Origin of the sequence: Pseudomonas sp. S31 (assembly GCF_016648105.1) — a bacterium.
Classification (GTDB): domain Bacteria; phylum Pseudomonadota; class Gammaproteobacteria; order Pseudomonadales; family Pseudomonadaceae; genus Aquipseudomonas.
Genome location: NZ_JACVVE010000048.1, coordinates 1 through 13,499 on the forward strand (window position 1 = coordinate 1; position 13,499 = coordinate 13,499).

At 65.9% G+C, this 13,499-nt stretch carries 13 protein-coding genes and 1 pseudogene; 11 read left to right on the forward strand and 3 right to left on the reverse strand.

Annotated features, from left to right (window positions below; all coding sequences use genetic code 11):
- Nucleotides 1-148 precede the first annotated feature (148 nt).
- Both IAE37_RS24990 and IAE37_RS24995 read right to left on the reverse strand, forming a co-directional pair.
- Nucleotides 149-562: a PA2817 family protein gene (locus tag IAE37_RS24990; RefSeq protein WP_201178016.1), complete on the reverse strand. Its 414-nt coding sequence runs from the start codon at nucleotides 560-562 to the stop codon at nucleotides 149-151.
- A 92-nt stretch (nucleotides 563-654) separates the two neighbouring features.
- Nucleotides 655-3,102 carry an acyl-CoA dehydrogenase gene (locus IAE37_RS24995; RefSeq protein ID WP_201178018.1) on the reverse strand — a complete coding sequence of 816 codons (2,448 nt, stop codon included), beginning with the start codon at nucleotides 3,100-3,102 and terminating at the stop codon, nucleotides 655-657.
- Nucleotides 3,103-3,386: 284 nt separating this feature from the next.
- Here IAE37_RS24995 and IAE37_RS25000 point away from each other — a divergent pair, with 284 nt between their 5' ends.
- From IAE37_RS25000 to IAE37_RS25010, 3 genes are all read left to right on the forward strand, one after another.
- Nucleotides 3,387-4,010: a glutathione S-transferase gene (locus IAE37_RS25000; protein ID WP_201178020.1), complete on the forward strand. Its 624-nt coding sequence runs from the start codon at nucleotides 3,387-3,389 to the stop codon at nucleotides 4,008-4,010.
- Nucleotides 4,011-4,154: 144 nt separating this feature from the next.
- The gene (locus tag IAE37_RS25005; protein ID WP_201178022.1) at nucleotides 4,155-5,087 is read left to right on the forward strand and encodes an ABC transporter ATP-binding protein; all 933 of its coding nucleotides are present in this window, start codon (nucleotides 4,155-4,157) and stop codon (nucleotides 5,085-5,087) included.
- Complete coding sequence (locus IAE37_RS25010; RefSeq protein WP_201178024.1) at nucleotides 5,084-5,863, forward strand: ABC transporter permease; 780 nt, start codon at nucleotides 5,084-5,086, stop codon at nucleotides 5,861-5,863. Before IAE37_RS25005 ends, IAE37_RS25010 begins: the two co-directional genes overlap by 4 nt.
- 9 nt (nucleotides 5,864-5,872) lie before the next feature.
- Here the strand turns inward: IAE37_RS25010 and IAE37_RS25015 are convergent.
- Nucleotides 5,873-6,379 (reverse strand): annotated as a pseudogene (locus tag IAE37_RS25015) (DUF2062 domain-containing protein); the annotation flags it as partial.
- Between the two features lie 142 nt (nucleotides 6,380-6,521).
- On the opposite strand from IAE37_RS25015, the gene IAE37_RS25020 reads away from it, so the two are divergent.
- The 8 genes from IAE37_RS25020 to murB all read left to right on the forward strand — a co-directional run bounded on the left by IAE37_RS25020 (nucleotide 6,522) and on the right by murB (nucleotide 13,469).
- Nucleotides 6,522-8,747, forward strand: coding sequence for a DNA internalization-related competence protein ComEC/Rec2 (locus tag IAE37_RS25020; protein ID WP_201178029.1), 2,226 nt, complete (start codon nucleotides 6,522-6,524; stop codon nucleotides 8,745-8,747).
- Between the two features lie 175 nt (nucleotides 8,748-8,922).
- On the forward strand, nucleotides 8,923-9,558 hold the full coding sequence (locus tag IAE37_RS25025; RefSeq protein ID WP_028690976.1) for a MotA/TolQ/ExbB proton channel family protein: 636 nt from the start codon (nucleotides 8,923-8,925) through the stop codon (nucleotides 9,556-9,558).
- A complete protein-coding gene (locus tag IAE37_RS25030; RefSeq protein ID WP_201178040.1) occupies nucleotides 9,555-9,989 on the forward strand; it encodes an ExbD/TolR family protein in 435 nt (144 codons plus the stop codon). The genes IAE37_RS25025 and IAE37_RS25030 overlap by 4 nt, the downstream gene beginning before the upstream one ends.
- Complete coding sequence (gene lpxK / locus IAE37_RS25035) at nucleotides 9,989-10,999, forward strand: tetraacyldisaccharide 4'-kinase (protein WP_201178043.1); 1,011 nt, start codon at nucleotides 9,989-9,991, stop codon at nucleotides 10,997-10,999. The genes IAE37_RS25030 and lpxK overlap by 1 nt, the downstream gene beginning before the upstream one ends.
- Before the next feature lie 43 nt (nucleotides 11,000-11,042).
- Complete coding sequence (locus IAE37_RS25040) at nucleotides 11,043-11,228, forward strand: Trm112 family protein (RefSeq protein WP_003247142.1); 186 nt, start codon at nucleotides 11,043-11,045, stop codon at nucleotides 11,226-11,228.
- Complete coding sequence (gene kdsB, locus IAE37_RS25045; RefSeq protein ID WP_201178045.1) at nucleotides 11,225-11,989, forward strand: 3-deoxy-manno-octulosonate cytidylyltransferase; 765 nt, start codon at nucleotides 11,225-11,227, stop codon at nucleotides 11,987-11,989. Before IAE37_RS25040 ends, kdsB begins: the two co-directional genes overlap by 4 nt.
- A complete protein-coding gene (locus IAE37_RS25050; protein ID WP_201178048.1) occupies nucleotides 11,989-12,453 on the forward strand; it encodes a low molecular weight protein-tyrosine-phosphatase in 465 nt (154 codons plus the stop codon). The genes kdsB and IAE37_RS25050 overlap by 1 nt, the downstream gene beginning before the upstream one ends.
- A complete protein-coding gene (murB, locus tag IAE37_RS25055; protein WP_201178051.1) occupies nucleotides 12,450-13,469 on the forward strand; it encodes a UDP-N-acetylmuramate dehydrogenase in 1,020 nt (339 codons plus the stop codon). The genes IAE37_RS25050 and murB overlap by 4 nt, the downstream gene beginning before the upstream one ends.
- Nucleotides 13,470-13,499 lie beyond the last annotated feature (30 nt).

Here is a 13,499-nt window from a genome sequence, read left to right on the forward strand (position 1 = left end):
ACCTTGCCAAGGTCGGGGTCGCGAGTTCGAGTCTCGTTTCCCGCTCCAAATCAGAAAACGCCATCTCTTACGAGGTGGCGTTTTTTTTGCCTGTCTCCAGGGGGCGCTCGATGCTGCGATGGTGTCATCGCAGCGTACGGGCATTGCGTCAATGCGTGCTGGCAGGGCCTTGTTGCGCGCTCAGCAGCTGCTTTTCCAGGTTCCAGTCGAACGGCTCGCCATTCTGCTCGGCCTCGTAGCGGCGTTCCTCCAACTGTTGGTACAGCTCGAGTTCTTCATCGGGCATGAAGTGCAGGCAGTCGCCAGCGAAGAACCACAGCAGGTCGCGTGGCACCAGGTGGGCGATCTGCGGGTAGCGCTGGATCACCTGGCAGATCAGGTCCTGGCCCAGGTACTGGCTTTCCAGTGGGTCCTGTGGCAGGAGGGTGAGCAGTTCGTCGAAGCGCTCGAGGAACAGGGCGTGGCTTTCCTCCGGTACCTGTTCGGCTTCACCCAGTGCCACCAGGATGGTGCGCAGATGGTTCAGCAGTTGCAGGTGGTATTCCAGGTGGGGGTTGGCCATGGTGGCGGTCCTCGGGGTGGTTGAAACGGGGGCGGAGTATACGCCGGTTGGGGCGAGGTAGGGGAAGGAGGGCCGCAAAGCGGCCCTTTGGCTCAGCGCACTTTGCCCTGTTCTGGCAGCAACTGCTCCTTGTCGAACGCATCCACATCGATCACCGTCCGTCGTGCCGCCTCGGCTGCCTGCAAGCGTTGCCCGTCAGCCACCTGCAGCACACCCGCCTCGATCGCCGCGTCGATGGCCGACTGGCCAGGCGTCGGCTTCACCCGGCCTTCCTTGAGCGCCTGGTGCAGTGCCTTGTGCAGCGGTACCGCTTCGTCCAACAGGTCGCTGGCGCGTTGCAGGGCTGCCACCGGGTCGCCCTCGGCCTGGGGGCGGAAGCAGCCGGCGAGCAATTCCTCGAGGGCTGGGTCGCCTTTGTGGCGACCGATCAACTCAGCCACCTCTGCATCCAGTTCGTCGCTCGGCCCGGTGTTTCGACGGCCGAAGGGGAATACCAGCACGCGCAGGGCGCAACCGACGAAGCGGTTGGGGAAGTTGTCGAGCAAGCGGTCCAGGGCGTTTTCCGCCTGGCCGAGGCTTTCTTCCATCGCCCAACGCAGCAGCGGGCGCATGTGCTCCGGCGAACCCAGGTCGTGATAGCGCTTGAGGGCGGCGCTGGAGAGGTACAGGTAGCTCAACACGTCACCCAGCCGCGCACTGAGGCGTTCGCGGCGCTTGAGCGCGCCGCCGAGCAGCATCATCGACAGGTCGGCCAGCATGGCGAACGCGGCGGCCTGGCGGTTCAGCGCATGGAAGTACCCCTGGCTCAGGGCATCGCCGGGTACCTTCTCCAGGCGGCCCAGGCCGATGCCGTGGATGAACGTGCTGGCGGCATTGCCGGCAGCGAACATGATGTGCTTCATGAGCAGGTCGTCGAATTCGCGCAGTGCCTGGTCGTGGTCCTGACGGCCAGCCAGGGCCATTTCCCTGAGCACGAACGGATGGCAACGGATCGCGCCCTGGCCGAAGATCATCAGGTTGCGCGAGAGGATGTTGGCGCCCTCGACGGTGATGAAGATCGGCGCCCCTTGCCAGTTGCGGCCCAGGTAGTTGTTGGGGCCCATGATGATGCCCTTGCCGCCGTGCACGTCCATGGCGTGCTGGATGCATTCGCGGCCACGCTCGGTGAGGTGGTACTTGAGGATCGCCGACAGCACCGAGGGCTTTTCGCCCAGGTCCACGGCCTTGGCGGTGAGCAGGCGGGCGCTGTCCATCAGCCAGGCGTTGCCGCCGATGCGCGCCAGCGATTCCTGGATGCCCTCGAATGCCGCCAGCGGCACGTTGAACTGTTCGCGGATGCTGGCGTACTGGCCGGTGACCAGGCTGGTGTACTTGGCCGCGCCGGTACCGACCGCCGGCAGGGAGATCGAGCGGCCCACCGACAGGCAGTTCATCAGCATCATCCAGCCCTTGCCGAGCATGGCCTGGCCGCCGATCAGGAAGCTCAGCGGCACGAACACGTCCTTGCCGCTGTTGGGGCCGTTCATGAAGGCCGCGCCCAGCGGCAGGTGGCGCTTGCCGATCTCGACGCCGGGGGTGTCGGTGGGGATCAGCGCCAGGCTGATGCCCAGTTCTTCCTGCTCGCCCAGCAGGTGCTCGGGGTCATAGGCCTTGAACGCCAGGCCCAGCAGGGTGGCCACCGGGCCCAGGGTGATGTAGCGCTTCTCCCAGTTCAGGCGCAGGCCGATGACCTCTTCACCCTGCCACTGGCCTTTGCAGATGACCCCGGTATCGGGCATGGCGCCGGCGTCGGAGCCGGCCAGGGGGCCGGTGAGGGCGAAGCAGGGGATCTCTTCGCCCCGGGCCAGCCGCGGCAGGTAGTGGTTGCGTTGCTCGTCGGTGCCGTAGTGCAGCAGCAGCTCGGCGGGCCCCAGAGAGTTGGGCACCATCACCGTGGAGGCGAGATCGCCGCTGCGGGTGGCCAGCTTCATGGCGACCTGCGAGTGGGCATAGGCACTGAAGCCCTTACCGCCATATTCCTTGGGGATGATCAGGGCAAAAAAACCATTCGACTTGATGTGCGCCCAGGCTTCGGGCGGCAGGTCGAGATCCTGGCCGATCTGCCAGTCGCTGACCATGGCGCAGAGTTCTTCGGTCGGGCCATCGATGAAGGCCTGTTCTTCTTCGCTGAGCTTCGGTGCCGGGTAGGCCAGCAGGGTGTGCCAGTCCGGGCGACCGCTGAACAGCTCGCCGTCCCACCACACGGTGCCGGCATCGATGGCTTCGCGCTCGGTCTGCGACATTGGCGGCAGAGTGCGCTGGAACCACTTGAACACCGGTGCGCTGAACACCTTCTGCCGCCATTGCGGCAGGGCCACCAGGGCGATCTTGAGAGCCAGCACCAGCCACAGCAGGGTCAGCAGCCAACCGGGGGCGCTGCTGAAAATGCCCATCAGCAGCACATAGGCCGCGAGGATGCCCAGTATCTGCAAGGGCGCCAGGCGCCGGTGCGTGAGGTACGCCGCGCCGATCACCAGCACTACCAACCACAACAGCAACATATTCGATCCTCCATGGAGCCTAGGGCTTGAGCCGTCGTACAGAGCTTAGACGCAACGCTGCGAACGGCAGGGTCTGAACAGTGACAGGGTGTGGCGGTGGGAGTTTCAGGGCATCGTTTGCCTGTGTCGGCCTCTTCGCGGGTAAACCCGCTCCTACAGGGGTATCACCGCCCCCAGGTCCAGCTCGATCGTGTAGGAGCGGGTTCACCCGCGAAGAGGCCGGTACAGGCGACAAAACTCTGGAGTAGACTGTGCCACCCTCCGCATTTCATAAGGACGTCGCCATGCTGAAAATCTGGGGCCGCAAGAATTCGAGCAACGTACGCAAGGCTCTGTGGATCGCCCACGAACTGGGCCTGGAATTCGAATCGATCGACGCCGGTGGCGCCTTCGGTGTGGTCGACGAGCCGCACTACCGCTCGCGCAATCCCAACGGCCTGGTGCCGATGCTCGAGGACGGTGACCTGACCCTGTGGGAATCCAACACCATCGTCCGCTACCTGTGTGCCGAATATGGCGCGGAGCAGGGCTGGTACCTCGACGACCCACGCCAGCGCGCCCTGGCCGACAAATGGATGGACTGGACCACCTCTTCTTTCGCCGCGCCGTTCCGCCCGCTGTTCTGGGGCTTGCTGCGCACCCCGGAAGACCAGCGTGACTGGGTGGCGATCAACGCTGCGCACAAGCAGTGCTTGCAACTGCTGGCCATCGCCGACGAAACCCTGGCCAAACAGCCGTATCTTTCCGGTGACCAGATCGGCATGGGCGACATCCCATTGGGCAGCTTCATCTATGCCTGGTTCGAGATGCCCATCGAGCGCCCGGCGATGCATCATCTGGAAGCCTGGTACGAACGCCTCAAGGCGCGTCCGGCGTACCAGGCGGCGGTGATGACCGCGCTGACCTGATCGAACACCCCGGCTATTTCGATAGTCACTATCAATAGACGTGACTGTACTTGTGCGGCCAGGGCTTGCACCATGGCCGTACTCACTGCGCCAGTGACCCGATCTGGCGTGTCCCGCACCCTTTCCCTCGGTAAGTGACCCGCTATGAGTTCCGCCCTGTCCATTCGACAGCTGACCAAGACCTACGGCAACGGCTTCCAGGCCCTCAAGGGCATCGACCTGGACGTCGCCGAAGGCGACTTCTTCGCCTTGCTCGGCCCCAACGGCGCCGGCAAGTCCACCACCATCGGCATCCTCTCGACCCTGGTCAACAAGACCAGCGGCACGGTCAACGTGTTCGGCCATGACCTCGACCGCGAGCCCGCCGCGCTCAAGCGCTGCTTGGGCGTGGTGCCGCAGGAGTTCAACTTCAACCAGTTCGAGAAGTGCTTCGACATCGTCGTGACCCAGGCCGGCTACTACGGCATCCCGCCCAAGGTGGCCAAGGCTCGCGCCGAGCAGTACCTGACCCAGCTGGGCCTGTGGGACAAGCGCGACGTGCCGTCGCGTTCGTTGTCCGGTGGCATGAAGCGCCGTCTGATGATCGCCCGCGCGCTGATTCACGAGCCGCGTCTGCTGATCCTCGACGAGCCGACCGCCGGAGTGGACATCGAGCTGCGCCGTTCGATGTGGAGCTTCCTCACCGAGCTCAACCAGAAGGGCATCACCATCATCCTCACCACCCACTACCTCGAGGAAGCCGAACAGCTGTGCCGCAACATCGGCATCATCGACCACGGCACCATCGTCGAGAACACCAGCATGCGCCAACTGCTGGGCAAGCTGCATGTCGAGACCTTCGTCCTCGACCTCAAGCACGACCTGCCCGCCGCGCCGGTGCTGCAGGGCTACCCGTGCCGGTTGATCAACCCGCACAGCCTGGAAGTGCAGGTGGACAAGGACATCGGCATCACCGCGCTGTTCGGCCAGCTGGCCCTGCAGAACATCGAGGTGCAAAGCCTGCGCAACAAGACCAACCGACTCGAGGAGCTGTTCGTGTCCCTGGTGGAAAAAAACCTGTCGAAGGTGGCCGTATGAGTGTGGAACTGCGCACCAACTGGGTCGCCCTGAACACCATCGTCTACCGCGAAGTGCGGCGCTTCCTGCGCATCTGGCCGCAGACCCTGCTGCCGCCGGCGATCACCATGGTCCTGTACTTCGTCATCTTCGGTAACTTGATTGGCCGGCAGATTGGCGACATGGGTGGCTTCACCTACATGGAGTACATCGTGCCGGGGCTGATCATGATGTCGGTGATCACCAACTCCTACGGCAACGTGGTGTCGAGCTTCTTCGGCAGCAAGTTCCAACGCTCGATCGAAGAATTGATGGTTTCGCCGGTCTCGCCGCACACCATCCTCATCGGCTATGTACTGGGCGGCGTGTTGCGCGGCCTGGCGGTGGGCGTGATCGTGACCATCCTGTCGCTGTTCTTCACCCACCTGCAGGTGCATCACCTGGGGATCACGGTGATCGTGGTGCTGCTGACGGCGACCATCTTCTCGCTGCTGGGCTTCGTCAACGCGGTGTTCGCGCGTAACTTCGACGACATCTCGATCATCCCGACCTTCGTGCTCACGCCGCTGACCTACCTGGGCGGGGTGTTCTACTCGATCAACCTGCTGCCGCCGTTCTGGCAGGCGGTGTCGTTGGCCAACCCGGTGCTGCACATGGTCAACTCGTTCCGCTACGGCATCCTAGGGGTGTCGGATATCAGCATCGGCACGGCGATCACCTTCATGCTGGTGGCCACCGCGGTGCTCTACCTGCTGTGCGTCCGCCTGCTGGTCAGCGGCCGCGGCATGCGCGCCTGACACCTTGCACCGGCATTGGCGGCGCCGCCACTGCCGGCCTACCCACCAGCGCCAGTAGAGCATGGTGGCGAAGTAGCCAAGGACGCCAAGCACCACGCCACACACCACCGAGCCGAGCAGGAAGGGCTGCCACAGCGTCGACAGCTGGTCGGTGATCCATTGGAAGGTCAGTTCGTCGGGTAGGGTGCGTGGCGGCACCTGCATCAACCAGGCGCCGGTCATGTAGGTGACGAAGAAAACCGGCGGCATGGTCAGTGGGTTGGTCAGCCATACCAGGCTCACCGCGATCGGCAGGTTACCGCGCACCGGGATGGCCAGCGCGGCGGCCAGCAGCATCTGCGCCGGCATCGGGATCAGCGCCGCGAACAGGCCTACGCCCATGGCCCGTGCCACCGAGTGGCGGTTCAGGTGCCAGAGGTTCGGGTCATGCAGAAGCCGGCCGAAGAAGCGCAGGGACTTGTGTTCTCGGATGCTGGTCGGATCCGGCATGTAGCGTTTGAAAAGGCGGCGCGGCATGTAGGCTCCCCGAGCGGTATTGCCGCAGTATGCCTTGATTCAAAGACGCCCTCGTTCAGAGTTTGTGACAATTGTTGAACGAACCCCGCGACCATTTGCGCTATGCCTCAGTAAGCGATTTCGCTTCTGGAGCTCTACCTCTATGCGCACAGGGATGTTGGCGCTGGCGCTCGGGCTGTTGAGCCTGAGCCTGTTCCCCGAGCTGCCATCGGATGGATGGCTTTTGCTGTTGTTGTGCAGCGCCTTGGCCTGCCTGGCTACCCGGCTATGGCCGCTGGGCTGCGCAGCATTGGGGCTGTGCTGGGCCTGCTGGTCGGCTCAACAGGCCCTGAATGACCGCCTGGTGCCCGCGCTGGAGGGCCGCACCCTATGGCTGGAAGGTCGGGTGATCGGCCTGCCGAGCCGCACTGGCCAGAGCGTGCGCTTCGAACTGGAGCAGCCTTGGTCGCGCCGCGCCGAACTGCCGCAACGTTTGCAACTGAACTGGTTCGACGGCCCGTCGATCCGCGCCGGGGAGCGCTGGCGGCTGGCCGTTACCCTGCAGCGCCCGGCCGGGCTGCTCAACCCCCACGGGCCCGACCGCCAGGCCCAGCTGCTGGCGCGGCGCATCGGCGCCACCGGCACGGTCAAGGCTGGCCAACTGCTCGAGGCCCAGGCGCCGGGGTGGCGCGACGCCTTGCGCCAGCGTCTGCTGGCCGTTGATGCCCAGGGGCGCGAGATGGCGCTGGTGGCCTTGGTGCTAGGCGACGGTGCCGGCCTGGCCCGCGACGACTGGCAGGTGTTGCAAGCCACCGGCACGGTGCACCTGCTGGTGATTTCCGGGCAACACATCGGCTTGGTCGCCGGCTTGTTGTACGTCCTGGTGGCCGGCCTGGCGCGCTGGGGCCTTTGGCCGCGTTCGCTGCCCTGGTTGCCCTGTGCCTGTGCCATGTCGCTGGCGGCGGCCCTGGCCTACGGCTGGCTGGCGGGGTGGGGCGTGCCGGTGCAGCGCGCCTGCCTGATGCTGGCGGTGGTGCTGGCCTGGCGCCTGCGTTTTCGTCACCTGGGGGCAAGCCAGCCGTTGTTGATGGCGCTGGTCGCCGTGTTGCTGTTCGAACCGCTGGCGCCATTGTTGCCAGGGTTCTGGTTGTCGTTCGCTGCAGTGGCCACGTTGGTGTTCTGTTTCAGTGGTCGTCTGGGTGGCTGGCGGCCCTGGCAGGCCTGGAGCCGTGCCCAGTGGGTGATCGCGATCGGGCTGCTGCCGGTGTTGCTGGTCACGGGCCTGCCGGTCAGCCTCAGTGCTCCGCTGGTCAACCTGGTGGCGGTGCCTTGGATCAGTCTCGCGGTGTTGCCGCTGGCGCTGCTGGGCACCGTGCTGCTGCCCCTGGGGGCGGTTGGCGAGGGCTTGCTGTGGTTGGCCGGGAGCCTGTTGCACCTGTTGTTCGAAGGGCTCGCGGTGGTGGCTGCCTGGCGCCCGGCCTGGGTGCCGCCGGCCTTGCCGTTGTGGGCGTGGCTCCTGGTAGGCCTGGGCGCGGTGTTGCTGTTGCTGCCGCGTGGTGTGCCGTTGCGCGGGCTCGGCGGGATCCTGCTGCTGGCGCTTTGGGTGCCCAGGGATAGCGTACCGCTCGGGCAGATAGAGGTCTGGCAGCTGGATGTCGGCCAGGGGCTGGCGGTGCTGCTGCGCACCCGCAACCACAGCCTGCTCTACGATGCCGGACCGGTGCGCGGCGACACCGACCTGGGCGAGCGGGTGGTGCTGCCGACCTTGCGCAAGCTGGGGCTCAGGCAGCTGGACGTCATGCTGATCAGCCATGCCCACGCGGACCATGCAGGTGGTGCGCAGGCCGTTGCGCGGGGGCTGCCGGTGGGCCGTGTGCTCAGTGGCGAAGCTGAGGCCTTACCTGGCGCACTGGGCGCTCAGGCGTGTGCCAATGACCAGCGCTGGGAGTGGGACGGTGTGTATTTCTCGTTGTGGCGCTGGCCTGAAGGGCAGGGCAGCAACGACCGCTCCTGCGTGCTGCTGGTCGAGGCGCAGGGCGAGCGCCTGCTGCTGGCCGGGGATATGGAGGCCGGAGCCGAGCAGGCCTGGATGGCGGCGGCCGAGACGACCGAAATCGACTGGCTGCAATCCCCGCATCATGGCAGCCGCACATCTTCCACCGAGGCCTTCATCCGCGCCACGGCGCCGCATGGGGTGTTGATTTCGCGGGGGCGCAACAACGGCTTCGGGCACCCGCATGCGCAGGTCATCGAGCGTTATCGGCGGCATGGCTTGAGGGTGCATGACACGGCGGTGGAGGGGGCGTTGCGGCTGGTGTTGGGGAGCCATGGAAAGGTCGAGGGTGTAGGTCGGCAGCGCCGATACTGGCGTAATGAAAGTGGTGGCTGACAGGGCCCTTTCGCGGGTAAACCCGCTCCTACAGGGCCTGCGCGACGGCTGTAGGAGCGGGTTTACCCGCGAAAGGGCCCTGTCAGCCACCGAGAGCTAATTCCCTGACCTCCGGCAGATGAGCCCCCCGCGCGCCTATGTTAGAGTGTCGGCCTTTTTCAGAGGGGCGCTTACTGTGTGGGAATTGGTCAAGTCCGGTGGTTGGATGATGCTGCCGATCATTCTGAGTTCCATCGCCGCCATGGCTATCGTCGTCGAGCGCCTGTGGACCCTGCGCGCCAGCCGCGTGACGCCGCCGCACCTGCTGGGCCAGGTGTGGATGTGGATCAAGGACAAGCAACTCACCAGTGACAAGCTCAAGGCCCTGCGCGCCGACTCGCCGTTGGGCGAGATCCTCGCGGCGGGCCTGGCCAACTCGCGCCATGGCCGCGAGATCATGAAGGAGTGCATCGAGGAAGCCGCCTCACGGGTCATCCACGAACTCGAGCGCTACATCAGCACCCTCGGCACCATCGCCGCCATGGCCCCGCTGCTGGGCCTGCTGGGCACCGTACTGGGCATGATCGACATCTTCAGCGCCTTCATGGGCTCGCAGATGACCGCCAACGCCGCGGTGCTCGCCGGTGGTATCTCCAAGGCCCTGGTCACCACCGCGGCCGGCCTGATGGTCGGTATCCCGGCGGTGTTCTTCCATCGTTTCCTGTTGCGCCGCATCGATGAGCTGGTGGTGGGCATGGAGCAGGAGGCGATCAAGCTGGTCGAGGTGCTGCAGGGCGATCGCGAAGTCGAAGTGGCCGGAGGCAAGGCGTGAAGTTCCGGCGCAATCGCCAACGGGAGAACGTCGACATCAACCTCGCGTCGCTGATCGACGTGGTGTTCGTCCTGTTGCTGTTCTTCGTGGTCACCACCACCTTCACCCGCGAGACCCAGCTGCGTGTCGAGCTGCCCGAGGCGGCCAGCGCCGAGCAGGCGCCGGCCGACCAGGGCAAGCTGGTAGAGGTCACCATCAGCGCCGACGGCGTGTACTCGGTGAACAACCACCTGCTGCCCAAGAGCGATCTGGGTACCCTGACCGAAGCGATCGAGCGCGAGTCCGGCGGTGACAACACGCTGCCGCTCGCCATCAGCGCCGACGGCAAGACGCCGCACCAGGCCGTGATCACTGCAATGGATGCCGCCGGCAAGCTCGGCTTCAGCCACCTGCGCATGACCACCGTCGAGGCTGCCCAGGGGACTCCTTGATGGCGTTTGCCGACCGCCTGCTTGCCGCCTGGTACGCCGGGCACCCGGCGCTGGCCGTGCTGCGCCCGCTCGAGGCCTTGTACCGGCGCGTGGTCACGCGCAAGCGCGCGCGTTTTCTCAGCGGTGAAAGCGCCAGCTACCGGGCGCCGGTGCCAGTCATCGTGGTCGGCAACATCACCGTCGGCGGTACCGGCAAGACCCCGATGATCCTCTGGCTGATCGAGCACTGCCGCCAGCAGGGCCTCAAGGTCGGCGTGGTCAGCCGTGGCTATGGCGCCAAGCCGCCGCAGTTGCCCTGGCGTGTGCGAGCCGCGCACAGTGCCGAGCAGGCCGGCGACGAACCCTTGCTGATCGTCCAGCGCACCGACGTGCCGCTGATGATCGACCCCGACCGCTCGCGCGCCGTGCAGGCGCTGCTGGCCAGCGAGCCGCTGGACCTGATCCTGTGCGACGACGGCATGCAGCATTACCGCCTGGCCCGTGACCTGGAACTGGTGCTGATCGACGCGGCCCGTGGCCTCGGCAATCGCCGTTGCTTGCCGGCCGGGCCGCTGCGCGAGCCGGTCGAACGCCTGCAGGAGGCCGATGCGGTGCTGTTCAACGGCGCCAGCGAAGACTGTGCCGAGGGCTTCGGCTTGCGCCTGCAGCCCTCGGCGCTGGTCAACCTGCGCAGTGGCGAGCGCCGTGGCCTCGACCTGTTCCCGGCAGGCCAGCAGTTGCACGCCGTGGCCGGCATCGGCAACCCGCAGCGTTTCTTCAACACCCTGCTGGCGCTAAACTGGCAGCCGGTGCCGCATCCCTTTGCCGATCACGCGGAGTTTTCCGCTGAGCGCCTGGCGTTCAGCCCATCGCTGCCGTTGGTCATGACCGAGAAGGACGCGGTGAAATGCCGGGCTTTCGCCGCCGACGACTGGTGGTACCTGGCGGTCGAGGCGCAGCCGACGCCGGCCTTCGCCGCCTGGTTCGACATCCAGCTGCAGCGCCTGCTGGCCAACCAGCAGCAGCCCTGAGCCCTCATTCAATTTCCGGCCAACTGGCCTCAAGGACGCTTCCATGGACACCAAACTGCTCGACATCCTGGCCTGCCCGATCACCAAGGGCCCGCTCAAGCTCAGCGCCGACAAGACCGAGCTGATCAGCAAGGGCGCGGGCCTGGCCTACCCGATCCGCGACGGCATCCCGGTGATGCTGGAAAGCGAGGCGCGCACCTTGACCGACGACGAGCGCCTGGACAAATGAGCGTGAACTTCACCGTGGTCATTCCTGCCCGCCTGCGCTCCACGCGCCTGCCGGGCAAGCCCCTGCTGGCGATCGCCGGCAAGCCGATGGTCCAGCACGTCTGGGAGCAGGCGCGCAAGAGCGGCGCCAGCCGCGTGGTCATCGCCACCGACGATGCCAGCATTGTCGAGGCCTGCGAGGCGTTCGGCGCCGAGGTGCTGCTGACCCGTGCCGACCACGAGTCGGGCACCGACCGCCTGGCTGAAGTCGCTGCGCACCTGGGCCTGCCGGCTGACGCTATCGTGGTCAACGTGCAAGGGGACGAGCCGCTGATCCCGCCGGTGATCATCGACCAGGTGGCGGCCAACCTGGCCGCTCACCCCGAAGCCGGGATCGCCACCCTGGCCGAGCCGATCCATGAGCCGGAAACCGTGTTCAACCCTAACGCTGTGAAGGTGATCAGCGACAAGAACGGCCTGGCCCTGACCTTCAGTCGTGCGCCGCTGCCGTGGGCCCGGGATGCCTTCGCCAAGGCGCGCGATGCGTTGCCGGAAGGCGTGCCCTATCGCCGCCACATCGGCATGTATGCCTATCGCGTGGGTTTCCTCCAGGACTTCGTCGGCTGGGGGCCGTGCTGGCTCGAGCAGACTGAGGCGCTGGAGCAGCTGCGTGCGCTATGGCACGGTGTGCGTATTCACGTCGAGGACGCGATCGAGGCTCCGGCCGTGGGCGTCGACACCCCGGAAGACCTTGAGCGCGTGCGGCGCCTGCTGGAGGCCTGATGCGCATCCTGTTCGTCTGCCTGGGCAACATCTGCCGCTCGCCCACTGCCGAAGGCGTGCTGCGCCACCAATTGCAGGCTGCCGGCCTGGCCGGGCAGGTGCATGTGGCCTCGGCCGGCACCGGCGACTGGCACATCGGCAAGGCGCCTGACAGCCGTACCTGCCAGGCGGCTCTGGGGCGTGGCTACGACCTGTCGGCGCAGCGCGCCCAGCAGGTCAAGGCGGCGCATTTTCTCGAGTACGACCTGATCCTGGCCATGGACGAAAGCAATCTTGGCCACCTGCGTGCCTTGCGCCCGCACACTGCGACCGGCGAGCTGGACCTGTTCCTGCGCCGCTATGGCGCGGCCCTCGACGAAGTGCCCGATCCGTACTACGGCGGCGCCGAAGGCTTCGAGCAGGTGCTCGACCTGATCGAGGCGGCGTGCCGCGAACTGGTGGTCGAAATCAAGGGGCGGCTATGACGGCGGTGTGGCAGGAGCAGGTCTCGCTCAAGCCCTACAACACCTTCGGCATCGATGTGAAAGCCCGGTATTTCACCCAGGCACACAATGATGACGAAGTGCGAGAGGCCTTGGCCGAAGCGCGTCGGCGGGGTATCGCGGTGTTCGTGATCGGTGGTGGCAGCAACCTGCTGCTGACCCGAGATATCGATGCGCTGGTGCTGCACATGGCTAGCCGCGGCCGCCGCGTGCTGGGCGTTGATGGCGAGCAGGTGGTGGTCGAGGCCGAAGCGGGCGAGCCCTGGCATCCCTTCGTCCAGTGGTCGCTGGAGCAAGGCCTGTGTGGCCTGGAAAACCTCAGCCTGATCCCAGGTACCGTAGGCGCGGCGCCGATGCAGAACGTCGGTGCCTACGGCGTCGAGATCAAGGATGTATTCGCCGGGCTCACCGCGTTGGACCGGGAAACCGGTGAGCTGCGCGACTTCGATCTACAGGCCTGTGCCTTCGGTTATCGAGACAGCCTATTCAAGCGCAATCCAGGGCGCTGGTTGATCCTGCGCGTGCGTTTTGCCCTCAGCCAGGCGCTGCAGGCCCACCTGGACTACGGCCCGGTGCGCCAGCGCCTGTCGGAGCAGGGCGTGCAGCAGCCGACCGCCCAGGCGATCAGCGATGCCATCTGCAGCATTCGCCGGGAAAAACTGCCGGATCCGGCCGAGCTGGGCAATGCCGGGAGTTTCTTCAAGAACCCAGTGGTGTCGGCCGAGCGGGTCGAGGCCATTCGCACGCAGTATCCGGGCGTGGTGGCTTATCCACAGGTCGATGGCCAGGTGAAACTGGCTGCAGGCTGGTTGATCGAGCAGGCCGGATGGAAGGGCTATCGCGATGGCGATGCCGGCGTGCACCGGTTGCAGTCGCTGGTGCTGGTCAACCATGGCCAGGCGAGTGGCGCGCAGCTGCATGAGCTGGCGCAGCGGATCCAGGCGGATATCTTCGAGCGGTTTGGGGTGGAGCTGGAGATGGAGCCCAACCTCTACTGATTGCACTGCCTCGCCCGGCCTCTTCGCGGG

Bases quoted from the DNA above. Each gene is read 5' to 3' on its own strand.
- IAE37_RS25020 (WP_201178029.1), top strand. From the start codon at position 6,522: ATGCGCACAGGGATGTTGGCGCTGGCGCTCGGGCTGTTGAGCCTGAGC.
- IAE37_RS24995 (WP_201178018.1), bottom strand. From the start codon at position 3,102: ATGTTGCTGTTGTGGTTGGTAGTGCTGGTGATCGGCGCGGCGTACCTC.
- lpxK (WP_201178043.1), top strand. From the start codon at position 9,989: ATGGCGTTTGCCGACCGCCTGCTTGCCGCCTGGTACGCCGGGCACCCG.
- IAE37_RS25050 (WP_201178048.1), top strand. From the start codon at position 11,989: ATGCGCATCCTGTTCGTCTGCCTGGGCAACATCTGCCGCTCGCCCACT.
- IAE37_RS24990 (WP_201178016.1), bottom strand. From the start codon at position 562: ATGGCCAACCCCCACCTGGAATACCACCTGCAACTGCTGAACCATCTG.
- IAE37_RS25005 (WP_201178022.1), top strand. From the start codon at position 4,155: ATGAGTTCCGCCCTGTCCATTCGACAGCTGACCAAGACCTACGGCAAC.
- murB (WP_201178051.1), top strand. From the start codon at position 12,450: ATGACGGCGGTGTGGCAGGAGCAGGTCTCGCTCAAGCCCTACAACACC.
- IAE37_RS25040 (WP_003247142.1), top strand. From the start codon at position 11,043: ATGGACACCAAACTGCTCGACATCCTGGCCTGCCCGATCACCAAGGGC.
- kdsB (WP_201178045.1), top strand. From the start codon at position 11,225: ATGAGCGTGAACTTCACCGTGGTCATTCCTGCCCGCCTGCGCTCCACG.
- IAE37_RS25010 (WP_201178024.1), top strand. From the start codon at position 5,084: ATGAGTGTGGAACTGCGCACCAACTGGGTCGCCCTGAACACCATCGTC.
- IAE37_RS25000 (WP_201178020.1), top strand. From the start codon at position 3,387: ATGCTGAAAATCTGGGGCCGCAAGAATTCGAGCAACGTACGCAAGGCT.